Annotated in this window: 20 protein-coding genes; all 20 read right to left on the minus strand. The window is 59.9% G+C overall.

Going from position 1 to position 22,151, the window contains the following annotated elements; translation table 11 throughout:
- Positions 1-45: 45 nt before the first annotated feature.
- Positions 46-1,200, minus strand: coding sequence for a hypothetical protein (locus VI215_09350; GenBank protein HEY6192512.1), 1,155 nt, complete (start codon positions 1,198-1,200; stop codon positions 46-48).
- 216 nt (positions 1,201-1,416) lie between these two features.
- The gene (gene metG / locus VI215_09355) at positions 1,417-3,504 is read right to left on the minus strand and encodes a methionine--tRNA ligase (GenBank protein HEY6192513.1); all 2,088 of its coding nucleotides are present in this window, start codon (positions 3,502-3,504) and stop codon (positions 1,417-1,419) included.
- A gap of 7 nt (positions 3,505-3,511) precedes the next feature.
- Positions 3,512-4,681: a DNA polymerase III subunit gene (locus tag VI215_09360; GenBank protein HEY6192514.1), complete on the minus strand. Its 1,170-nt coding sequence runs from the start codon at positions 4,679-4,681 to the stop codon at positions 3,512-3,514.
- A 15-nt stretch (positions 4,682-4,696) separates the two neighbouring features.
- On the minus strand, positions 4,697-6,814 hold the full coding sequence (locus tag VI215_09365) for a BamA/TamA family outer membrane protein (GenBank protein HEY6192515.1): 2,118 nt from the start codon (positions 6,812-6,814) through the stop codon (positions 4,697-4,699).
- Positions 6,808-7,032, minus strand: a complete 225-nt coding sequence (locus tag VI215_09370; GenBank protein HEY6192516.1) for a DUF2795 domain-containing protein — start codon at positions 7,030-7,032, stop codon at positions 6,808-6,810. The genes VI215_09365 and VI215_09370 overlap by 7 nt, the downstream gene beginning before the upstream one ends.
- Before the next feature lie 84 nt (positions 7,033-7,116).
- Positions 7,117-8,112, minus strand: coding sequence for a M23 family metallopeptidase (locus tag VI215_09375; protein ID HEY6192517.1), 996 nt, complete (start codon positions 8,110-8,112; stop codon positions 7,117-7,119).
- A gap of 100 nt (positions 8,113-8,212) precedes the next feature.
- On the minus strand, positions 8,213-9,229 hold the full coding sequence (gene hprK, locus VI215_09380) for an HPr(Ser) kinase/phosphatase (GenBank protein HEY6192518.1): 1,017 nt from the start codon (positions 9,227-9,229) through the stop codon (positions 8,213-8,215).
- Positions 9,226-9,585 (minus strand): ribosome-associated translation inhibitor RaiA, encoded by a 360-nt coding sequence (gene raiA, locus VI215_09385; protein ID HEY6192519.1) that lies wholly within the window; start codon positions 9,583-9,585, stop codon positions 9,226-9,228. The genes hprK and raiA overlap by 4 nt, the downstream gene beginning before the upstream one ends.
- Positions 9,586-9,624: 39 nt before the next feature.
- Positions 9,625-10,530, minus strand: coding sequence for a tyrosine recombinase (locus VI215_09390; GenBank protein ID HEY6192520.1), 906 nt, complete (start codon positions 10,528-10,530; stop codon positions 9,625-9,627).
- Between the two features lie 9 nt (positions 10,531-10,539).
- Entirely contained in the window at positions 10,540-12,870 is a 2,331-nt protein-coding gene (gene topA, locus VI215_09395; protein HEY6192521.1) for a type I DNA topoisomerase, read from the minus strand.
- A gap of 18 nt (positions 12,871-12,888) precedes the next feature.
- On the minus strand, positions 12,889-13,314 hold the full coding sequence (ybeY, locus tag VI215_09400; GenBank protein ID HEY6192522.1) for an rRNA maturation RNase YbeY: 426 nt from the start codon (positions 13,312-13,314) through the stop codon (positions 12,889-12,891).
- A complete protein-coding gene (locus tag VI215_09405; protein HEY6192523.1) occupies positions 13,311-13,775 on the minus strand; it encodes a hypothetical protein in 465 nt (154 codons plus the stop codon). Before VI215_09405 ends, ybeY begins: the two co-directional genes overlap by 4 nt.
- Positions 13,776-13,879: 104 nt before the next feature.
- The gene (locus VI215_09410; protein HEY6192524.1) at positions 13,880-14,089 is read right to left on the minus strand and encodes a cold shock domain-containing protein; all 210 of its coding nucleotides are present in this window, start codon (positions 14,087-14,089) and stop codon (positions 13,880-13,882) included.
- A gap of 94 nt (positions 14,090-14,183) precedes the next feature.
- Entirely contained in the window at positions 14,184-15,128 is a 945-nt protein-coding gene (locus tag VI215_09415) for an MBL fold metallo-hydrolase (GenBank protein HEY6192525.1), read from the minus strand.
- On the minus strand, positions 15,091-15,603 hold the full coding sequence (locus VI215_09420) for a gamma carbonic anhydrase family protein (protein HEY6192526.1): 513 nt from the start codon (positions 15,601-15,603) through the stop codon (positions 15,091-15,093). Before VI215_09420 ends, VI215_09415 begins: the two co-directional genes overlap by 38 nt.
- Positions 15,600-16,472, minus strand: a complete 873-nt coding sequence (locus VI215_09425) for a DUF3108 domain-containing protein (protein ID HEY6192527.1) — start codon at positions 16,470-16,472, stop codon at positions 15,600-15,602. The genes VI215_09420 and VI215_09425 overlap by 4 nt, the downstream gene beginning before the upstream one ends.
- 31 nt (positions 16,473-16,503) lie before the next feature.
- Positions 16,504-18,108 carry a S41 family peptidase gene (locus tag VI215_09430; protein ID HEY6192528.1) on the minus strand — a complete coding sequence of 535 codons (1,605 nt, stop codon included), beginning with the start codon at positions 18,106-18,108 and terminating at the stop codon, positions 16,504-16,506.
- Between the two features lie 78 nt (positions 18,109-18,186).
- Positions 18,187-18,924 carry a glycosyltransferase gene (locus VI215_09435; protein HEY6192529.1) on the minus strand — a complete coding sequence of 246 codons (738 nt, stop codon included), beginning with the start codon at positions 18,922-18,924 and terminating at the stop codon, positions 18,187-18,189.
- Positions 18,925-18,994: 70 nt separating this feature from the next.
- On the minus strand, positions 18,995-19,636 hold the full coding sequence (locus tag VI215_09440) for a hypothetical protein (protein HEY6192530.1): 642 nt from the start codon (positions 19,634-19,636) through the stop codon (positions 18,995-18,997).
- Positions 19,626-22,151, minus strand: coding sequence for a TonB-dependent receptor (locus VI215_09445; protein HEY6192531.1), 2,526 nt, complete (start codon positions 22,149-22,151; stop codon positions 19,626-19,628). Before VI215_09445 ends, VI215_09440 begins: the two co-directional genes overlap by 11 nt.

The raw sequence follows: 22,151 nt of genomic DNA on the forward strand, positions 1-22,151 counted from the left end.
GGCGATTTCAGACCGGCTCCGGCGTGGTAACGGAACCGCTACTTGTTACTGCCCCACCATCCCGGCGGTTCCGCCGGCGTTCGAACCGATCCAGCTCAGGACATCGCCGATCGGGTTGGCGATCGCCGTCGTCGAGCTGCCGGCGTAGAGAAGGCCGACCGCTTTCGGATTCGTCGACACGTCCTGGACCATGAGCGAGCCGGAATCTCCGGAGATCAGGAAACTCTGGCCGCGGTTTTTATTTTTTATGACGATCTGCCCGGTGAACGTCTTCGTGAAAGCCGCTCCGCCCGCGCACTCGTTATCGTATGCCACACTGATGGTGGCGTTCAGCCCGCTGACGCTGCTCCGGGTCAACCCGCTCGAGCGTCCGCTCTTCTTCACGGCCTGCCCGATGGATGCGCCGACCGTCGTCGCGGAAATTGTTCCGACTTCCAGGATCGCTCCGTCGGTGCGAACCATTCCCGGGATGACCGCGGCATATCCGACATCGACATTTGCGCCCGGCAGGCTCCCCGAACCCGAAAGCGTTGCGACATTCTGCGCGTTCGCGGCGTTGCAGGAAATGTCGACCATGCCCGGCTGAATGACCGGGTCTCCTGCGGTGGCCACCCTGTTGTTGCCGCCGGCGACGATATCGCCCCAGAACACGTGATAGTTACTCAGGACATACTGAGTGGTGCCGACATGGACCAAAGACCCGAGCGTGCCGCTGCAGCAATATCCGTTCGCGAGGTCATACCTCCATCCGCCGGAGGTGCCCAGTTGCACCGGCGGCGTTTGTTTCACCTGGTGGTCGGCGACGCCGGCAAGAGGTCTGATCTTACCGACAACTTCGCTCACCACGGGTACTCCCTCCAGGTTTCGGGGGAGCGCATAGGTTCCGCGGGCATTCTTCGAATCGACCGGGTTTTCCAAAAGGACAAGCACTGCGATCCTTCCGTCTTCCGTCAGGCCTGTTGCGGTCCCGATGACATTCTTATCGGCCATCAAGGCCGCCGTATGACGGTCCTGAACAAGCATGACAGACTTCACCTGGGGATTTTCCTTGCTCAGGGTTTCGGCAGTCTGTGTGGTGATGGGTCCGCTTGAGCTATCCTGCTTTTCGGCGCACCCTCCCAGGAACATTGTCCCGAGCAGAGCAAACACGATGAGAAGAACAAACGGAAGCATCGTCGAGCGATGCGAACGAATTGTCATGGAAACCCTCCTAAGATGAAGTGAGGAGAACGGGTGATTTGATCAGAAATTGTCTTTCGCCGGGAACCAGCCACTGACTAAAGCATTTCAATGGTAAGGAATTAAAGCCGGCTTGTCAAGGGGCTTGGGCCGATTTTCCGCGAAAATCGGTCAAATTGTGACACAGGACATCCGGGGAGCGACTCCGGGGAGGGAAATCGGGCAAATCGGGAGGGGCTACTTTACCTTGCTTCCCGGATCGATCTCTTTCTCGGGGGTAAGAATGGCAAGCTTTCCGTCGGTGTCCGATGCGGCCAGGAGCATTCCCCTCGATTCGACACCCCTGATAGTGGCAGGGGCCAGATTCGCCACCACAACGATGCTTTTCCCTACGAGTTCCTCCGGGGCATAGTGTTCCGCTATACCTGCCACGAGCTGGCGTTCCTCGTCGCCAAGAGAAACGAGAAGCTTCAACAGTTTGTCCGATTTCGGGACCTTCTCCGCCCTGACCACCCTTGCCACGCGCAGATCAAGTTTCCTGAATGTATCGATGTCGATCTGGGAACCGTGATCCGCCCTGGGGACTGCGCCGGCTCCCGCGGCCGGGAGCTGTCCGATGAACCGGGCGATGACCTCGTCCTCAATTTTTGAGAAGAGAATTGCCGGCCGGCCGAGCGGATGACCCGCGGGCAGGGAGTTTACCCCCACGTCGTTCCACCCCGCACCGGAGGGCGATCCCGGGAGGAGCAGCATGTTCCAGATGCCGGCGGAGGTGAAGGGAAGGACCGGCTCGATGAGAATTGCGATCGACCGGACCGCCTGGAGGCAGAGGTTGATCGTCAGGGCACAGCGGTCGGGATCTTCCTTGAGCGACTTCCAGGGCTGGAGATCGTTGAAATATTTGTTGCAGAACCGGACGAGATTCATCACCGCCAGCGCCCCGTCCTTGAACCGGTACTGTTCAAAGAACGCCCCGCCCGTTTCGGCCGCGGAGCGTATTTCTTTCGCAAGCGTCTCGTCGGTCGACCCGGGGCCCCTGGTGAACATCCCGGGGTTCCCCGCGGCGGGAACCTTTCCGCCGAAATTTCTGTGGGCGAAGGTGAGCGTCCGGTTGACAAAATTGCCGAGCGTATCCGCGAGCTCGTTGTTGGTGCGCGCCTGGAAATCCTTCCAGGTGAAATCGGCATCCCGGTACTCGGGAAGGTTCAGGGTCAGGGCGTAGCGCAGCGTGTCGGGGGGAAAGGCGGCGACAAAGTCGTCGACGTCGATTCCCCAGCCGCGGCTCTTCGAGAACTTCTGGCCCTCAAAATTCAGAAATTCGTTCGCCGGGACGTTGGCCGGCAGGACGTACTGTTCCCCCCCACGCTCGTTCCGTGCCATCAGCATCGCCGGAAAGACGATGCAGTGGAAGACGACATTATCCTTTCCGAGGAACGCCACATACTTGGTCCCTGCGTCGAGCCAGTACTGTTTCCAGCGATCCGGCTGCCCGGTCCGTTCCGACCATTCCTTCGTGGAGGAAATATATCCGAGCACCGCCTCGAACCAGACGTAGAGAACTTTTTGTTCAAATCCTTTCAGGGGGACGCGCACGCCCCAGCCCAGGTCCCGGGTGACCGCCCTGTCCTGCAGTCCCTCCCCGAACCAGCCCCGGCAATACTGCAGCACGTTCTCCTTCCAGCCGTCCTCCCTGTCGGCCCGCTCGATGTAGGCTTGGAGTTTCGCCTGGTACTCGCCGAGGGGAAAATAGAGGTGGGTCGTTTCCCGCAGCGTGGGCGTGCCCCCGGTGATCTTGCTCCTGGGATTCAACAGATCCGCCGGATTCAGGTACGTTCCGCAGCGCTCGCACTGGTCGCCGCGCGCCTCGGGGTTCTGGCAGACCGGGCAGGTCCCCTCGACGTACCGGTCGGGCAGAAACATGTTCGCCTTCTCGTCGAAGAACTGCTTCTCTTTTTTTTCCCTCAGCACTCCGGCGGAATAAATCGCGAGGAAGAATTCCTTCACGGTCTCGTGGTGCAGCGGCAGCGTGGTCCGCGAATAATTATCGAAGCTCACTCCGAGCCGGGCGAAGGTGGCCTTGTTGAGCTCATGGTAGCGGTCGACGATCGCCTGGGGAGTCGTGTGCTCCTGCTCCGCGGTGATGGTGATCGGGACCCCGTGCTCGTCGGAGCCGCAGACAAAGGCGACATCGCGCTTCATCGAGCGCTGATACCGGGCGTAGATATCCGCCGGAAGACCCGCCCCGGCCAGATGCCCGAGGTGGAGCTTTCCGTTCGCGTACGGCAGCGCCGCGGTAATGAGTATGCGTTTGAATTTGTCGGCCATGGGTCGCCTATCCGCTCCGCACTTGTCGCTCCCCGAAGGGGGTGCGGAGCTCCGGAGGTCCGGGGGGAACGATGCTCTCCCGCAGTTCGAGGGCAAGATTGAGCAGGACGAGCGGAATATACACATTTTTGCCGACAAGCGAAACCGCCCGATCGACCGCCGCCAGCGCCGATGCGACGTCCATTGCCTTGTAGCGTCCGACGAATTTCCGGAGCGACTCCCGTTCCTCCGGGGGACCTTCCGGGGCCGATCCTTCCTTCAGGACCATCGCGTCGCGGAGCCAATCCTCGAGGAGGACCAGAAACTCCTCCATTTCCTGCTTCTGATACCGGTGGGTGATCCCGTCGATCGACCGGCCGATCTCTTCGCGGGACGGAAGCAACGCGGCGCGCAGGTAGTCGATAGCCTCCTTCCGCCGTTCGGGGAGGTCCGAATGGATGCGATCCAGCGCCCGGCCGTAGCTCCCGTTCGACAACCGTGCGATCACCAGCGCGTCTTCGCGCGGGATCCCGGCGCGCCGTTCCAGGGCTTCCGCGATCTGCCCGACCGTCAGCGGCGCAAGCCGGATCTGCTGGCACCGGGAGACGAGCGTCGGGAGCAGGAGGTCCTGCGCGGATGTCGTGAGCAACAGGACCGTTTCACCGGGAGGCTCTTCCAGCGTTTTCAAAAGGGCGTTGGCGGAGTTTTCGCTCAAGTCCTCCGCCTCCAGGATGATGAAGACCTTCCGGCCCGGTTCAAAGCCGGCAAGGGAGGCTCCTTTCCGGATTTCGCGCACGCTGTTAATCTTGATCGCGTTCGACCTGGGGACGGAGATGGTATGATACGGGTTTTCCGCCTTCAACCGCTGCTGCTCTCGCACCATCCCGATCTCGGCGTCGGATAATTTCGAGAGAGGACCGTCCCCCTCCTTCTCGTTCCGGCCGGCCGGGAGCGCGAAGACGAGCGCCAGGTTGGGATGCCGGAGCTCCCGGGTCTTCGCGCAGCTCCGGCACTCGCCGCATGCTTCGTTCCCGCCCCGTTCGCAGAGGAGAGCCCGCGCGAACTCGATCGCCACCGGATCCTGGCCCGCCCCGTCCGGGCCCGAAAAGAGGTAGGCATGGGCAACCCGCCCCGAACCGAGCATGCCGGCGAGGATCGTTTTCGCCCGTTCCTGTCCGATGATCGAGTCCCAGCTCACCGGAGGCCGTTCGATTTAGAAGGCATGGCCGATCCCGAAGTGAAAAACGCCGTTCGACAGAGTCTCCGCAAGGAACCGCCGTTTAAAAATCGTCTGACTTCCGGCCTGTTCCTTCGGATCATACATCCGCAGGCCGTAGTCGATCCTGAACGGCCCGAAATATGTTTCATACCTGAAACCGATACCCGCCGCGACGGCGACGTCGCGCATCCTGAAATCCGAGATGTCGCTCCAGAGGTTGCCGACGTCTACAAAGTAAACCCCCCAGATGTTGTCGAGCCGCAGGTAGAGCAGCTTTCCGAATCCCCGGAAATGGTTCACCCTCAGTTCGGCGCTCCCCTCGAAGATGAAATTGCCTCCGAACGGAAGAAGCGCCTCGGGCATCGCTCCGAGCTCGCGGGCTCTCCATCCCCTGATGCTCCCGCTTCCTCCCGCAAAGAATCTCCTGTTCAGCGGGATGCTGACCGGCAGGGAGCGGCTCTCGCCGTATTTATCCTGGTACCCCGTTCTGAGTTTCAGCGCCAGCACGTTGAAACCCGTGCTCGTAAGGTCCCGGTACCAGCGCCCCAGGAGCGTGGCCTTATAATATTGAGTGAACGGGAGGCCGGAAACGATCCCGGGGAGAAGCTTGGGAAGAATCCCCGATTCTTCCAGTGTCATGCCGGTGAAAAAACCGGCCGTGGGGGAGAAAATATCGTTGGTTTTATCCCGCTGAAGCGCGAGGGTGAGGATCGAATTGAATTGCGACTGGTCCGCCTCTCCCAGCGCGGCGATGATCTTCTCCGGCTGAGGGGTCCCGGGCACGATCTCCGGCCTCACACGCTCCAGGGTCCATTCGGCCGACCCGTAGGTGTATGTCGCGAATTGTTTCGTCAGGCCGATCTTGTTCTTAAGGATTGAGAGGATATAGAATTTCTGTTTTTCCGCCGTGAGCGCCATCGTCCAGGAGCCGCTCAGGGTCCGGGTGAACAGATAGGGCTGCAGAATCTGGAACTGGAGCTCCGCGGCGCCGACCATCACCGTATCCCGGAAATTCCCGCCCGCGAACAGCTGGCTGATCGACTGGGTCCGGACGCGGGATCGGGCCGTGAACATCCGGCCGTCGCCGAGGAAGTTTCGGTTCGTGAACGCGAGGCCCACACCGAGGTTGAACTCGTTGTTCTCATCGGAGACCAGGATCTCCGGCGAGAGTTCGTTCCGGGACCTGGGGCGCACAAGCACCTCCATCGGAATGCGCGAAGAGCCCGCGCTGTCGGAGAGCGGGGCGTGATCGACGCTGGCCGTTTCATACAAACCGAGTCTGTTGAGGTTGCGTTCGCTCGAAAGCTGCTTCTCCCGGCTGTAGAGGTCTCCCGGTTGAAAATCGAGCTGCCGGAGGGCCAGGTTGTCCGTGAGATCGTCGCGGGGGGGTTCGACCCGGACCGTGACCTCCCCGAACGCATACCGCCTCCCGGTCACGAACGTGAACTTGAGCTGAAAATTGCCGGTCGAAAGGACGCGGAAGGCGCCCGAGCTGTCGTAATCGAACCTCGCCGCGGGATACCCGTTGTTCGCAAGAATATCCAGCACCCGGCGTATCTCCGCGGAGCCGGTCGCGCGCTCGTAGGGCATTCCTTTCTGGATCAGCGGCTCCTTGAAGATCTTCTCCGCGACCTCCGTTGAGACGCCGGAGAGGCCCAGCATCCTGACGCTTTCGACGAGCGAGCGTTTTTTCTCCTCGATCGTAAATGTAACATTCATCCGCGCCTCGGCGGAATCGAAGCGGGCCTGGGCGGAGACCGCCGCGTCGTAAAAGCCCTTTCCCAGGTAGAAATCGGCGATCCGCGCCTGGTCGGCTTCAAGCCGCTCCGCGTCATAATATTCGGGCTTCGAGCCGAATTTTTCTCCGAGCGTCCGGTAGAGGAATTTCGAGAAACCGCCCGGCGTCGGCCTGGTCTGGACGAGATCCTTGAAGGTCCCGGCGGGGAAGGTGGCGTTGCCGGTGAAATTGACCTGCCCGATTTCGGCAGCCGGCTGGTCCGCCGGGGCAAGTTGAGAGAGCGCGCGTGAAGGTAGAAGGGCTACCGCAAGCAGCGCGAAGATCAGGAGAGGGTGTATCCGGTTCTCAGTATCGCAGGTCCGGATGGTCAGTATTCGTTTTCATCTTCGAAGAAGAAATCTCCTTCGGTCGGATAATCCGGCCAGATCTCTTCCATGTTTTCGTAGGGCTCATCCGCGTCTTCCAATTCCTGCAGGTTTTCGATCAGTTCGGAAGGCGCCCCGGTACGCATCGCATAGTCTATGAGCTCTTCCTTTGTGGCGGGCCAGGGAGCTTCATCGAGATACGAAGCGAGTTCCATAGTCCAAATCATCGTGCACTCCTCGATCGTCCGATTGCTTCAATACAACTAACAACAGCCAACGTTCAATGGTTCAATGATTGTACCGCATGCCGCTCAGCGTGCCGCAACACGGGCACGGTAATCGAGGGGATTGACATCATCCAGGAAATAGTCGGCGGGATTCTTGCTCACACCGTTGTACCGCACTTCATAGTGGAGGTGGGGACCGCTTACAAGCCCTGTCTTGCCGCTCTTTGCAATCAACTGGCCGCGCACCACGTGCTGACCCGCATGGACAAGGACTTTGGAAAGATGGGCGTACAATGTCTGGTATCCGTAACCGTGCCGGAGCACGACCGTGATGCCGTACCCTCCGCCGCTCTGTCCGGCCATTTCGACGACGCCGTCGCCGGCAGCCACGACCGGAGTGCCGACATCGTTGACGATATCAAGTCCTTCGTGCGTCTTGAATATTCCAAGCACCGGGTGCATCCGCAAACCGAATTCCCCCACCGAGTAGAACCCCTCCATCGGTTTCAGCGCGGGGAGCGCGGAGAAGTACCCCTTGTTGTACTCGGATTTCTTTACGATCTGCCGATAGCTCTGCTCCTGAACTTTGAGCCGGCCTTCAAGTTCCCGGAGCGTCGCGGAAGCGGAACGCATCACGCTTCCCGCATCGCCCGGAGCGGACTCGGGATCGGCTGCGGCGCCGCCAGTTCCGGCGGTCGCAGCCGCGTCATCGAGCCGGGGGAGGTCCACCAGCAGCCGGAGGCGGTTGCCCTGCTCGTTCAACAGAGCGAACGCGCCTTCCAGTTCCTTCAATTTGCCGTTGATTCCGGCCATCCGTTCCTGGAGCGCCTCGTTCTCGCGCTGGAGCCGGGTCGCACGGATATATCCGAGACCGAGAGGATCCTCGAACAGATGATTCGCCAGCAGCACGAGGACGAGACAGAGCAACGTGGAAAGCGCCACGGCGGCGGCAAACTTGAGCGGAACGCGCTTGACGCGGCGAAGGCGGGATCCGTCTTCGAGGCAAAAATATTCCCGCCGGTGCCGTTCTCCCGGACGAATACCGATCGAGATCAGTTTTTTGATGAACCTCAGTGCCACGTTAGTGCTTAAATTGGAGAAAAGAAGGCGTTTTTTAAGAACTTCCGAAAATAAAGAATATTTACCAGTTTGTCAAGGGTTATCTTGACGGCGACCGGGGCTATTCGAAGTCGTGTTCGAAGTAATCGATCGCCCGTTCGCCCATATGTTTGGTCTTCTCGGTGATCACCGCCTCCAGCCGCTTCGAGAATTCCTTGGCCGCATCGTAGCCGTAATGTTTCAGGAGGTGGTTGAGGGCGATCACTTCGCAGATCACCGTCACGTTCTTGCCGGGGAAAATCGGAAGCTCGACCCTCGGCAGCTGCACCTCGAGAATCGCGATTCCCTGGTCGTCGAGCCCGGTCCGCGTGTAATCCTGATCGGGACGCCATTCCATCAATTCGATGACCAGTTCCACCCGCTTCTGGAACCGGATCGCCCGGATGCCGAACATGCTCCTGACGTCGATAAGGCCGAGGCCCCGGATTTCCATGAAATGCTTGACGAGGTCGGTTCCCGACCCCATCAGAATCCCCTCCCCCTTCCGGGTGATCATCACGACGTCGTCGGCGACGAGGCGGTGCCCCCGCTCGACGAGGTCGAGGGCGCTTTCGCTCTTCCCGATCCCGGAGCGGCCGACCAGCAGGACCCCGACCCCGTACACGTCGACGAACGACCCGTGGACCACGGTCTGGGGCGCGAATTGGTCGTCGAGAAAATCCGAGAGAAAATAGATGAATTTCGTGGTCTCGAACGGAGTCCGGAGGACCGGCACCTTGTGCTTGAGCGCGGCCTTGAGAAGGATGTCGTCCACCTTGTTGTCGCTCGTGACCACCACGCAGGGGACGTCGAAGCAGAAAATCGTTTCCAGCGCCCGCGCGCGCTGGTCGGGTTCGAGCTTTTCGAGGTAGCTGACTTCGGTGTTGCCGAACACCTGGACCCGGTCGTAGCGGAACAACTCCACGAACCCCGCGAGCGCCAGGCCGGGGCGGTGCACGTTCTTGTCGGTAATCTCCTTGTCGAAGCCCAGGTCGCCCGTCAGGGACGTCAGGCGCAGCCGCTCCTTGTTCGATTCCACGAGGAAACCGATCGTGATGCTGCTCTTTTTCCTCGTCTCCTTCGCGCTTTCGAGACTCATTCCTCCTCCCCGTTCACAGGCTGCGTGCTGTCTTCCTTGACGCGGCGGAGCGCCTTTTTATTCTTCATCCGGAGCTTCATCTTGTACTTCGCAAGCCGCCGCTCGAGCTTGCCCACGGCAAGGTCGATCGATTTGTAGAAATCCTCCGACTTGTCCTTCGCCGTGAGGACGGTCCCGTCGACATGCAGATTGATCTCCGCGGACTTGACGCTCTTGAGGGTGCGCTCGAAACTGAGGATGACGTCGCTCCGAACGATGCCGTCATAGAACTTATCGAGCTTCCGGATCGCGTCGACCGCATGTTTCCTGATCGCCGCGTGGGGCTTGAAACGCCGTGCCGTAAAATGGATTTCCATGGTGTTGTCCCCCTATGCATTGAGGTTCGCCGGATCTCATCATGCTTTCGGATGAGCCTGTTTATAAATACGCTTGAGCCGGTCAACTGTTACATGGGTGTACAATTGCGTTGTCGAAAGACTTTCATGCCCGAGCAGCTCCTTCACGGCCCGGAGATCCGCGCCTCGGTTCACCAGGTGTGTGGCGAACGTATGGCGCAGAATGTGCGGGCTCTTCTTGGCGATGTCCGAAACGAGCCCGATGTAGCGGTGGACGACCCGGTAGACCCCTCTCGCAGAAATGCGCCGGCCGCGGTCCGAGAGGAAGAGGGCGCCGGGGTCGCGCCGGGAGCCTTTCGCGCCGGATTCTTCGTCTCTCCGGAGCCGGTAGCTGCGGATCGCCTCTTTCGCTCTTCGTCCGAGCGGTACGATCCGGTGCTTGCTCCCCTTGCCGAGGACTTTGATGGTCCCGTCGCTCAAATCGAGGCTCGCGGTATCCATCTGCACAAGCTCGTTCACGCGGATTCCCGTCCCGTACAAGAGCTCCAGGAGCGCGCGATCGCGGAGGCCGTTGACGGTGGAAGTGTCGGGAAGGGTCATCATCGTTTCCACAGCCGGCTCGTCGAGAAAAAGCGGGAGGCGCCTCGGCAGGCGGGGGGATGAAACGGCCGCCGCGGGGTTGTTCGCCAGCGCGCCGCGCCGGACCTGCGCGTCGAGAAAAGACCGTACGGATGAGAGCTTCCGCGCGGCGCTCGTCTTGCTGGCCCCCCGCTCCAGGAGATCTCCGAGGAAAAGCCGGATGGTCAGGCGATCGATCCCGTTCAGGTCGACGGGCGCGCCCGATCCGTGCCGGAGGAGAAATTCATGAAACTGGGAGAGGTCGTTCCCGTAGGCGGCAATCGTATGAGGCGAGTACCGTTTCACATCCGAACAATGATCGAGATATTCGCGGATCGCGCGTTCCATCGGCCCTCTTCAGCCCGCCAGAGCGGCGGCCTCCTCCTCCCTGGCAATCTCCGCCTTGCAGGAGGGACACTTCAGATACTCGCCCCGTTTCTGCGAGAACTTGAGGACCATGTAGGGAGATCCGCACGTGTCGCACACCCTGTTCAGAGGCTTGTCCCATGACGCAAAATCACACTCGGGATAGCGGGAGCAGCCGAAGAACGACCGCTTCCGCTTCGTCTTCCGCTCGATGACATCCCCCACGGTGCACTTCGGACATTTGACGCCGGTGGAAATCGGCTTGGTGTTCTTGCATTTCGGATAATTGGAGCAGCCGAGGAACGTGCCGAACTTGCTCGACCTGACGAGCAACTCGCCGCCGCACAGCTCGCACTTGAGCCCGACGAGGTGCTGGTGTTTTTCCTGGTCCTCGGGCAGCGGCTTGGTGTTCTTGCAGGTGGGATAGCCGCTGCATGCCATGAACTTCCCGTTGCGGCCCCATTTGATGATCATCGGCTTTCCGCAGAGCTCGCAGGCTTCCTCGGTGACCACCTGCATCGACTTCTTGATCGCGGTGGTTTTCTGGGAGACCCGCTCCAGGGATTCGCTGAACGGCCCGTAAAAATCATCGAGGACGGTCTTGTAGTCGCTCTTTGCCGACGCGATCGTATCGAGCTCCTCCTCCATCTTCGCCGTGAACTTTACATTGAAGACCTGCGGAAAGTGGGTGGTGAGAAGCCGGTTGACCTCCATGCCCAGGTCGAGCGCGTAGAGTTTGCGCTCGCGTTGTTCCACATAGTTTCTGTTCATGATCGTTCCGACGATCATCGCGTAGGTGCTCGGCCGTCCGATCCCGAGCGCTTCCAGTATTTTCACGAGGCTGCTCTCCGTGTACCGGGGAGGGGGCGAGGTTTCGTGCCGGTGCGGGATCAGGTTCCGGAGCTGCGCCGCCTGGCCGGCTGCGAGATCGGGCGGCAGCTTCTCGTCGGCCACTTCGGGATCTTCCTCTTCGCGGTCGCCCTCGCGATCGGCCGCGTCCTCGTACACCTGGAGGAATCCTCTGAACGTATAGACGGAAGAAGTCGCCTTGAACACGAAAGGGCCCCCTTCCACGAGCACCGTGGTGGTCTCCATCACGGCCGCCTCCATCTGGCAGGCTACGAACCGGTTCCAGATCAACTCGTAGAGGTTGTAGAGCTCCTTGTCGAGATACTTCCTGACCGCCTTGGGGGAGTATTTCATCGAGGTCGGGCGGATCGCCTCGTGGGCGTCCTGTGAGGTTTTCTTCTTCTTATAGACCTGGGGGGTTTTCGGCACATACTCTTTCCCGTAGTTATTCAGTATGTGCTCCCGGACCGCGGCGACGGCATCATCGCTCAGCCGCGTCGAATCGGTCCTCATGTAGGTGATCAGGCCGACGGAGCCTTCCGCGCCGAGTTCGATCCCTTCGTAGAGTTTCTGCGCCAGCTTCATGGCGCGGGATGCGGAGAGCCGGAGCTTCCGCGAGGCCTCCTGCTGGAGCGTACTGGTGATGAACGGCGGCAAGGGATTCCGCCTGGTCTCCCGCTTTTGGACGCTCGAAATGGCGTACGCGTGCTTCTTGATCTCCTCGATCGTGGCCTGCACTTCGGGCTCGGAACGGATATACGTATGCTTCGCGGCCGTCCCCCGGTGCTGGATGTCGGCGAGATTCTCCTTCGAAGGAACGAACAGGTCCTTTCCCCCCATCCGGACGAGCTTCGCGAAAAACGGGGCGCCCCCGCGGGACAGGAACTCCCCGATCACCGACCAGTATTCCGTCGGACGGAACGACCTGACCTGCTCTTCACGCTCGCAGATCAGCCGGAGCGCAACCGATTGCACCCGCCCCGCGGAGAGTCCGTAAAAAAGGGTCTTCCAGACAAAGGGGCTGACCTTGTATCCGACGATCCGGTCCATGACGCGGCGCGCCCTCTGGCTGGCAACCAGATGCTCGTCAATCCTTTTGGGTTGCCGCATCGCCTCGGCGATCCCTTTTTCGGTGATTTCATGGAAGAGCACGCGGAAGATATTGGGATTCTTCGCCGTGACTTCCTCGGCGATATCCGCCGCGATCGCTTCTCCCTCCCGGTCGGGATCTGTCGCGATGAACACCGTTCCGGCGCGGGAGGCCGACTCCCGGAGGTCTTCGATGACGCCTTCCTTCCCCGCAATCGTCTCAAACGTCGTCGCAAATCCGTCTTCCACATCGACGCCGAGCGTGCTTTTGGGAAGATTCTTGATATGGCCGACGGAGGCCTTTACGACGTACTCCTTCCCCAGGTATTTGTTGATCGTTTTCGCCTTCGCGGGCGATTCCACAATTATCAGCGACTTATCCACCGTTCGTCCCTTCCAGATTCATCTGCTCAACCTCAGAAGATATGCGTCCTCGAGCCGGCTCATCTCGCGCTTTTCGCGGGCGAGCTTGTCATCATAGTCCAGCAAATGCAACACACCGTGAATCACCAGCCGGGCCGCTTCGTTCTTCAGGGTCACGCGGTACCGGCGGGCCTGCCTCCGGGCCTGATCGAGATTGACGTACACCTCACCCTCGACGTACTTCCCGGGGCCGTCCCCCAGGGGGAAGCTGAGAACGTCCGTGGCATGCCGGCGGCGGAGATACGTCGAATTCAACCGGATCATCGAACGGTCGTCTATATAGATAATCCTCAGTTCCGCCCGTTTCCTCCGTTCACCAGTCAGAACACGCCTCGCGATCCGGATAGTTTCATCCCGCCGCAAGGGCCGCCGCGAGGCGGCATGAAACACGCTCACGCTGATCATGAGGGCTTTTTTCGCTTGCGGGCCTTCGGGGCGGGCAGAATTCCCTCGGTCAGCGAGAGAGCGATGCCGGAAAGCATGATTTCGGGGCCCAGCTGCGTGAAGTCACCGGAGAGGAGTTCCCGGTCCACGTTCGCATAGAGGGAACACCCCCCCTCTTTCTCGACGATCAGGCCGGAGAGCTTTCCCTGATACTCCCCGACAAAGGTCACCTCGTTCAGCATCGTGCTCACGACAAACCCGGAGCAAAAATGAAGCTGCAGGTGGGCGCTCGGGGTGTAGACGGAAACCAAGTTTCCCCGGCGCTTGCCGATCGGAAGGTCCGGGTAGATCTCCACCGCAAGTTTCCGGCCCGTGCCCTTGTTCTCGAGCTCGTACCGGATATTGTTCCCCTTATGCTTTGCCGGGACCCCGAGCGCACGGCTCAGTTTCTTAAAGTCCTGTACTTTAAATGCGAACGCCATTCCGCTTCCTGATCCTTATCGTCAGCATGAGAATAAAAACCCCGACTGTTCACTCGCACAGACGTGCACACTCGGGGATGCTCCAACCCTCCGTCGTGGTCTTCTTATGAGACCACCACGACGTTGTGGGCCTGCAACCCGTTCTTCCCCTCCTGCACATCGAACTGAACCACCATCCCCTCCTTCAGCGACTTGAACTCATTTTCGGTCTGGATCGAGCTGTAGTGCACGAAAATATCCCCTCCCCCTTCCTCCGGCACGATGAAGCCATACCCCTTTTTCCCGTCGAACCACTTGACCCTGCCTCTTGTCATGGACGTGTCCTCCTCCTGGCCGATGAAAAGCGCGCGTTCGGTTGTGCAAATATAATAGAGGGTCGCTATCAATGTCAAGTAGGGGCGGTGACGCTCAGAGATCCAGCTCCATTCCCTCCGCCGCCGCGATGCAGTCGAAGGTGTACTGGCGTTTGCGAATTTCCTTCCTGCACTTCTTGAGGATGTCGTCCACCTTCTCGTCGCCGTGCGCCGGATCGTGGTGAAAGAGGATCAGCCGCTTCACGTTCCCTTCGGCCGCGACCTTCAGGGTGAACAGATAGTGGGAGTGTCCCCACCCGACGCGATCGACGTACTCTTCCGGCGTGTAGGTCGCATCGTGGATCAGGACGTCGGCATCCCGCACAAAATCGAATATTCGCTGGTTCGGATCGCCCGTGGACTTCAAAAAACGGTCGATAATGACCTTGTCCACGTTGCGGATCGATTGCGCGGCCCGGCGGTCGAACGGCTCGTTGTCGCTGATGTAGACGAGCACCTTCCCTTTCGATGCGATCCGGTACCCGATGGCGAAGGTCGGATGGTTGACGAATATCGTCCGGACATGGGCGTCGAAGACGTCGAATTCCTCCTCCACGACTTTCCGGAACTTGAGCGTCGCCTTCAGTTCGTTCAGCTGAACGGGGAAATAGACCTTGTTCATCTGATCGGAGATCATTTTCTGCAGGGAAACTTTTTCGGTCTCGCCCCCGATGATCGTCAGCTCATTCCCCGAGATGAAGGCGGGCTTGAAGAAGGGAAATCCCTGGATATGGTCCCAGTGCATGTGGGAAATCATCAGATAGGCCTTGATCGACTCGCCCCTCTCGATGAGCCGCTCCCCGAGGTTCCTGATGCCCGTTCCGGCATCCAGGATAATCAGCTCCTTGTTCGCGAGCCGAACCTCCACGCAGGGCGTGTTCCCCCCGTACCGCACCGTCTGTTTCCCGGGAGTGGAGATCGAGCCGCGGGTCCCCCAGAAGACAAGCCGCATCGGGGTGCGGTTATGTTGCGTCCCGGTATGTTTTGACGTAGTCGACATAATGTTGGGCAGACTCTTCGAGCATCAACCGCTCCTCCGGCGACAACTTCCGGACGACCCGGGCGGGAACTCCCGCAGCCATCACCCCTTCCGGAATGAGCGTGCCGGGGCGGACGACGGAGCCGGCCGCGAGGAGAGTATAGGAATTTATTCGTGCATTATCAAGGACTATGGCCCCCATTCCGATCAGGCAGAAGTCGCCGACCGTGCACCCGTGGAGAATTGCCCCGTGCCCGACGGTGACATTTTTCCCGACACGGAGGGGAAATTTCGCATGCGTCACATGGAGGAGGCAGCCGTCCTGGATATTGGTTCGCTCTCCGATCCGGATCGAGTTGACGTCTCCCCGGATGACGGCGTTGAACCAGACGCTGGAATCCTGCCCGATCTCCACGTCGCCGATGATCTCGGCGCTTGCGCAGAGGAAGGCGGATTCGTGGATCGCCGGGGCGGTTCCGCGGTAGGGGTGAATCATTTCTCCGGCCCCCCGGGGGCACGGGGAGGAACCCAGCCGCCGCGCTTCCATTTCATCAGCTCGATGCGGATATTGCCGAGGACCACCTTCATTTTCGCGATCACCGGGACCCGCGCCGCGTCGTTCGTGAACCAGCCTTCGAAGCCGCCCGTGAGCCCGATGAGCCCGACAAACCCGGCAGTCCCTTCGAAATGGACGAGATCGATGGGGTAGTCGACCGCCTCGATCCGCTCCGCGACCCGATCGGAGGAAAACCTGATCGTGGTGGTGCCCTTCTTCTCGCTCACGATCGTCGGGATCGTCATTTCGCGGTTCGTCAGCACCTCGGTGCGCGCGAGGAAGAAGAGGGACAGCCCGTCCTGGAAGAGGGTGTCGAGCCGGAGCGTATCGCGCCGGTCGATGCGGGAGCTCCCCGCCGTCCCCTCCTCGATCAGGACACGGTGCCTGTCGTACTGGTATGTGTATTCGTCGGTGACATATCTATCGCCATCCTTCTTCTTGCTGTGGAACCAGGCCGAGTGGATCGGTTCGCCGATGTGATTTTCATACACGGCATGGAGGTTGACGAGAGGGACGCCTTTGTACGAATCGATGTGGGCGGTCGCTTTGTAATAGGGGTCCTGGCCTCCTGCCTGCCTGTTGACAAGCTTGATCCGGACCTGTCCGATGTCGATCGGGCCGAAGCTGACGTTGTAGGTGAGTTCCTCCCCGACAAAAAAAACCGAATCATCCGGGGGGAGGGGCTGAGCGGGGAGCTGGAACCCGGGATCGACCGAAGAGGAAGCGCGCGCCCGCGCGGGGATCGCGACCAGCGCGAGAAGACAGAGAAACGACGCTCCGGACCGCCACCCGGGAGAGTTGCTCAGCAACAATCACCCTGATTGCTTGGAAGCCCCGTTCTCAGCGGATTCCTGCAATCTTCTCCGCCTCGGGGAAGAGAGTGATGGCTTTCTGGAACTGAATGTCGTCCTGCTGCTGAAATACTTTCCAGAGGCCTTCATTCCCCCAGATTGTCCGGGCAATTTCGCCCTTGATGCGCGCCTTCAGGATCTGCGCGTCTTTCTCCCATTGTGCGGGATCGACGGTGACCCCTTTCTTCTTCACATCCGCCTCGAACGACGCCATCATCTCGCCGGTCACGTTGAAGTCGCGCACGAATTTCCCGACGTTTTTCTCGTATTCCGAATGAACGTTCTTTCCGTTTTCGTCCATATACCGGAGAGCGAAGTTCCGGAAGGCCGCCTTGCTCGCGATCTGCGAGAACAACGACGACGCCTTTTCGCCCCGGACAATGTAATCGGGTGTGATTCCCCCGCCGCCGAACACCGTTCGTCCGCCCGCCGTCTTGAAGACCGTCTTGGTGGAATCCTTTTCTTCCTTGTGTTCGACGTTCTCGCCCTCGACTTCGGTCTTCTCGTAGGGCGCCTTCCGGTAATCGTCGATGTCGGCGCCGTACGGCCTCTGGATCAATCGTCCCGACGGCGTATAGTAGCGGGCGATGGTCAACCGGAACGCGGATTTATCGGGCAGATCGATCTGGCGCTGAACGAGACCCTTTCCGAAGGTCGTCTCCCCGACGATCAACCCCCGGTCCCAATCCTGGATCGCTCCGGAGACGATCTCGCTCGCCGAAGCCGACCCGTGGTTCACGAGAACGATCAACGAGACGTTCGAGAAACTTCCGCCGGCGCTCGTATACTCTTCGTTAAACTCCCCTCTCCGTCCCTTCGTGTAGACAACCTTCTTTCCCTTCGGAAGGAGCTCATCGGAGAGCTTATACGCCTGCTCGAGGTAGCCGCCGGGATTATTGCGCAAATCGAGGATCAGTCTTTTCATCCCCTGTTTGCGAAGCTTCTGGAGCGCCGTAACGAATTCGTCGTGCGTCGTCGCGGCAAACCGGTTCACGCTCACATAGCCGATGTCGTCTTTGACCATGAACGAGACGTCCACGCTATAGAGGGGGATCTTATCCCGTGTGATGTCGAAATCGAGAAGATCCTTCTCTCCGGTCCGGTAAATCGCCACTTTCACATGCGTCCCCTTGGGGCCGCGCAGTTTCTTGGGGACGTCGTCCCTCTTGATTCCGACCGACGAGGAGTCGTCGATCCTCACGATCTTGTCGCCCGCGAGTATTCCGAGCGCCTCGCTCGGCCCCCCCGCGACCGGCGCAACGACGATCAGCGTGTCGTTGATAACGTCGAATTCCACCCCGATCCCCTCAAAACTTCCCTGAAACTCTTCGTTGATTTTCGGGACATCCGAGGCGGGAATATAGACCGAATGCGGGTCAAGATTGCTCAACATGCCGTTAATGGCGGCATCGACGAGCTTGGGGGTGTCTATTTCGTCCACGTAATACTTTTCGGCGAGGCTCAACACGTCCTTGATCTTGCTCAGGCCTTCGAAAATGTTATCGCCCGAGATGACATTGTTGAGCTGCACTCCCATCAGGAGGGCAACGACAAACAGGATGCTCACGGTGGCGAGGGAAAAACGCTTCTTCATACGAGTCCTATTCTGAGAAAATCTCTCTAAAAAGTATATTTAAAAAACGCACGAAAGTCAAGCATTCCGGGACCTGCGTCACCTCACCGGTTTCCACGATTTGACGAGGGAGCGGTGAAATGCGAATGCGGTCAGGCCATTGAGGAACCAGAGGAGGATGACGGAGAGATATCCGAGCTGCCGGTACCGCCTCGGCGACTCGTACACGGTAAGCGTCCGGTCGAAATGAACCCTCCCCGTGTGCCTCAACCGGACAAACAACTCATAGTCCTCACCGGCCGCCATCTTCGTGTTATACCCGCCGATCCTGCGGAACATCTCCGCACGGATCACGTGGCATTCGCCTCTCCCCATGCCCATGCCGATCTCATTGAGGAACCGGCAATACCAGTTGAAGAAACCATGGAAGAGCCGGTCGGTCGTGCCCTCTTCATCGGGGTCGATGCGGACATTGCACGTCGCCGCCGAGACGCTCTCGTCACAAATAATGGAACCCATGCGCCGGAAAAAGAGTTCCGGATCCGCCAGACGCACATCGGCGTTGAAGAACATCAGGATTTCTCCGCGGGCGGCCTGCGCGCCGAGATTGCGGCCGATCGAAATATTTTGCGGACACCCTTCGCCGTTCTCGATCACCACGTCCGCCTTCGCCCGGGCGACCGGGAGGGTCTGATCGGTGCTCCCCCCGTCGCTCACGATGATCTCGAGGTTGTACCGCTGCCTGAGCCCGGAGGTGAACTGGTCGAGCGTGCCGCCGATAAGCTTTTCTTCCTGGAGCGTGGGAATGATGATGCTGATCAGGGGGGAGGGATTCACAGCGCGGCCCCCTTCGAACGGGCGCCGCCGGAGCGATCGGAAGGGAAGTCCAATTCTAACGTGCGATTGCTCAGCCGCCCCCTCCGCCTCCGCCCCCGCAATAGGGTCCGGTGGAGTTGATGCAGAGGGTGCCGATGAAGACGAATTCGCGCGGGGGTGCCGTGACCACACCGATCTTATTATAGACGGAGATCGACGCCTCCACGACGAATGTCTCCGGGTCGGAACAGACGACGCTGTAATCGCACTGCCGCTCCCTCCGCTCATTCGTAAACACCATTTCGGAGGGGAGGTAGAGGCTGTCGTCGGTCCTCATGTCCCAGGTGAAATCAAGCCCGAATTCCTGCCCCGGAAGGAGCATCATCTTGCCCTCCACCACGAGCGACGGATCGACGAGGTTCTGCTCCGAGAGGGCGATCGTTCTGAAGCGCCTCGGCTTCCGTTGCCACCAGATCCGGACGGAGCCCTTGATATCGACGCTGTCCTCGAAGACCTCATCGAACGTGTTCCGCCCCACGAGCACCATGTGAACCGCCTGATGACCGGGCCTCGCGAGCCGGTTGCTGAGCTGTTCGATGGTCGCGACCCTGAACGACATGATATTGCTCGGAAAGACATAGGTGGGAAGCGATTCCTTGCAGGACAACGGCGCGAGCGCCGCGCAGGCGATCAGCAGGAACCGGCCTGATGCTTTGAGGCCCTTAGAGTTCATACCGCGCTCCGATGGAAACCCTGCGGGGCTCATAGTAGGCCGACGGATCGCCGAGCTGGCCGCCGATCCGGCCGTTCGAGTCGGCCCAGCGGGCATTCACGCCGTTGAAGAGGTTCCGCACGTCGCCGTACAGTGTCAGGGACATCAGCCCCCCGAGCGACAATTTTCGGGAGAATTTCAGGTTTACGTTCGTGCTCGAAGGAAGCCTGGCATTATTCGGAATGAAGGGCTGTGTCGTGTCCTGCGGCGTGTATCCGTTGAGCGTGGGGAAATAGGTGTAGGGACGGCCCGTGTGATACTCCCAGACCGCGTTGCAGGAGATGTCAAACGGAAGGCGCGCGTCAAGAACGAGCTTCACCGTGTGCAGCTGATCCCAACTGAGCGGATACGGCTCGTTCAGCACGGGAAAGCCCCATTGCTGCAGATTGATTCCCTGGTTGACGTAATCGCTGACACCCTCCGTTCGCATGAGCGAGTAGGAGAGCGATCCGGAGATCCGTTCGTCGCGGTAGCGGGACAACACGAGCTCGAGGCCCTCGGCGTTTGCGAAGGCGTTATTGACGTATTCGGCAAACCCGAAATCGCCCGCCAGGCGCGCCTTCGAAGGGAGGAACGTCTTCGAATCGATCTGGTCGATGAACTCCTTCTTGAAGTAGGTCACGCTGAGCAGGGTCTGGGCGTCGAGGCCGTATTTCACTCCGACTTCCCACGCGTGCGTGCGCTCGGGCTTCAGGTCGGGATTGCCGACGAGCACGCTCACCCCGTTCCGGAGCTGCTGGGGATTGGTGCCGGAGTAGAGATAGTCGAAGAGCGGAAACTGGAAGTAATGGCCGTAATTCATGATGAGCAGCATGTTCCACATGATGGGGAAGGAAAGCCCCAGTCTCGGGCTCAGCTGCCTTTTGACGGTCGCCGGGACGTACCGGGTGACCTGCGACTGGTATTGGCCGGAAGTGCTGTCGGGGGTGACATATTCGACAACCGGCCTCTCGCTCCGCGGGTCGAGAAACTCGTAGCGGAGGCCCAGATTCACGACGGCGCCGTCTTTTTCGACCTCCAGTTTGTCCTGGAGATAGACGCTCCCGGATCTGGGGAGATAATTGTAGGCCGAACTGAAATTAAGCTGCGGCTCGTCCGGAAGGACCTTGCCGAAATACGTCGTCTGCGGCTCGTATTTCAACACGTTCGAGGAGATATTGTACTGATTGAATTCGGCCCCGATCTTCATGATATGCTCGGGATTGATCTGAATGTCGAGGTCCCCCTTCACCGTGTAGATATTCTGCTTCGTGTCCGACCACCAGGCGCGGTCTCCGCTCGTAATATACTGAAGGAAGAAATCGTATTGATAGGGCGCAAGCGGGATGCTGTTCTGGTCGCCGTCCCCGATCCTCGACCGGAGATAGTACTGGCTGAGGTCGATCCGGTAGTGGACGACGTCGGAAATCGCGTGGGAAAGCGACGCCGTTGTCCGGTACGACGACCGGCTCCGCTTGGGCAGGCCGCCGAGATTGAAGCGCCAGCTGTATTCGTAATCGCGCCACCAGCTCATCGAGTAGACCGTTTGCGCCGTAATCCTGACCCTTGGGGAGACGTTCCAATCGAGCTTTCCGAGGCCGCTCAGGTCCTTCTGGACCGGCGAGGCGAAGAATTTATCCAGGTCCTGCCACCAGCGGGTGTCGCTCAGCTGCAGTGTGTTCGCCGCAAAATAGTGGAGCCGGTCTTTGATGATGGGACCCGAAAGCGTTACCTCCGTCTCCGTCGAACGGTTGTTCTGCTGATCCCACCCGCCGGCGAACCAGTCGTCTTTTTCGACCCGCACGACCGCGGAATGTTTGTCGCCGCCGTGGCGCGTGATAATGTTCACGACACCCGAGAGGGCATTCCCGTACTCCGCCTCGAATCCGCCCGACTGGATCGAAAACTCGGTGATGGAGCTTTTCGGGATGGCCGAGCCCGCGCCGCCCGCAACAACATCCTGAAGGGGAAGGCCGTCGACGAGGTAGACCACCTCGGAGGACTTTCCTCCGCGGACATTGCCTTCGGCGGTGACGCTCGGGAAGAGCGAGAGGAGATCCTGGACGCTGTGGACGGGGAGTCGGTCGACTTGCGAGGTATTCAGGGAGAAATTCGTGCTGGTGACATCCTTCTCGATCATCGGGCGCGACGCGACGATCTCGACCTCCGACACCTCCACCGCCGAGGGCACGAGCTCGACCGTCAGGCGGGTCCGGATGTCGGAATGGATGGCGACCTCTTTGTAGGTGAGGATCTTGTATCCGATCGTCGAGAAGCGGACGTTGTACGTCCCCACCGGGATGTTCGTGATCTGGAACTGGCCGTCGCTGTCGGTGGCTGCGCCCTGCATCGATCCGACGATGGAGACGGAAACGCCCGCAAGGCCTTCCCGGCTTTCCTTGTCGACGACTCTCCCCTCGAGAATGCCGGTCGTTCCGCCGAAGGCGGACGAGAGGGAAACCACCACAAAAACGAGGACAACGGCGATCCGCAGCAT

The sequence above is a fragment of the Bacteroidota bacterium genome (assembly GCA_036522515.1).
In the GTDB taxonomy this organism is placed as follows: domain Bacteria; phylum Bacteroidota; class Ignavibacteria; order UBA10030; family SZUA-254; genus VBOC01.

What these genes read in the sequence shown, in the direction of transcription:
- VI215_09415 (HEY6192525.1), bottom strand. Translation starts at nt 15,128, where the DNA reads ATGTCGACTACGTCAAAACATACCGGGACGCAACATAACCGCACCCCG.
- raiA (HEY6192519.1), bottom strand. Translation starts at nt 9,585, where the DNA reads ATGGAAATCCATTTTACGGCACGGCGTTTCAAGCCCCACGCGGCGATC.
- VI215_09390 (HEY6192520.1), bottom strand. Translation starts at nt 10,530, where the DNA reads ATGGAACGCGCGATCCGCGAATATCTCGATCATTGTTCGGATGTGAAA.
- VI215_09445 (HEY6192531.1), bottom strand. Translation starts at nt 22,151, where the DNA reads ATGCTGCGGATCGCCGTTGTCCTCGTTTTTGTGGTGGTTTCCCTCTCG.
- VI215_09420 (HEY6192526.1), bottom strand. Translation starts at nt 15,603, where the DNA reads ATGATTCACCCCTACCGCGGAACCGCCCCGGCGATCCACGAATCCGCC.
- ybeY (HEY6192522.1), bottom strand. Translation starts at nt 13,314, where the DNA reads ATGATCAGCGTGAGCGTGTTTCATGCCGCCTCGCGGCGGCCCTTGCGG.
- VI215_09410 (HEY6192524.1), bottom strand. Translation starts at nt 14,089, where the DNA reads ATGACAAGAGGCAGGGTCAAGTGGTTCGACGGGAAAAAGGGGTATGGC.
- VI215_09405 (HEY6192523.1), bottom strand. Translation starts at nt 13,775, where the DNA reads ATGGCGTTCGCATTTAAAGTACAGGACTTTAAGAAACTGAGCCGTGCG.
- VI215_09430 (HEY6192528.1), bottom strand. Translation starts at nt 18,108, where the DNA reads ATGAAGAAGCGTTTTTCCCTCGCCACCGTGAGCATCCTGTTTGTCGTT.
- VI215_09370 (HEY6192516.1), bottom strand. Translation starts at nt 7,032, where the DNA reads ATGATTTGGACTATGGAACTCGCTTCGTATCTCGATGAAGCTCCCTGG.
- hprK (HEY6192518.1), bottom strand. Translation starts at nt 9,229, where the DNA reads ATGAGTCTCGAAAGCGCGAAGGAGACGAGGAAAAAGAGCAGCATCACG.
- VI215_09440 (HEY6192530.1), bottom strand. Translation starts at nt 19,636, where the DNA reads ATGAACTCTAAGGGCCTCAAAGCATCAGGCCGGTTCCTGCTGATCGCC.
- VI215_09350 (HEY6192512.1), bottom strand. Translation starts at nt 1,200, where the DNA reads ATGACAATTCGTTCGCATCGCTCGACGATGCTTCCGTTTGTTCTTCTC.
- metG (HEY6192513.1), bottom strand. Translation starts at nt 3,504, where the DNA reads ATGGCCGACAAATTCAAACGCATACTCATTACCGCGGCGCTGCCGTAC.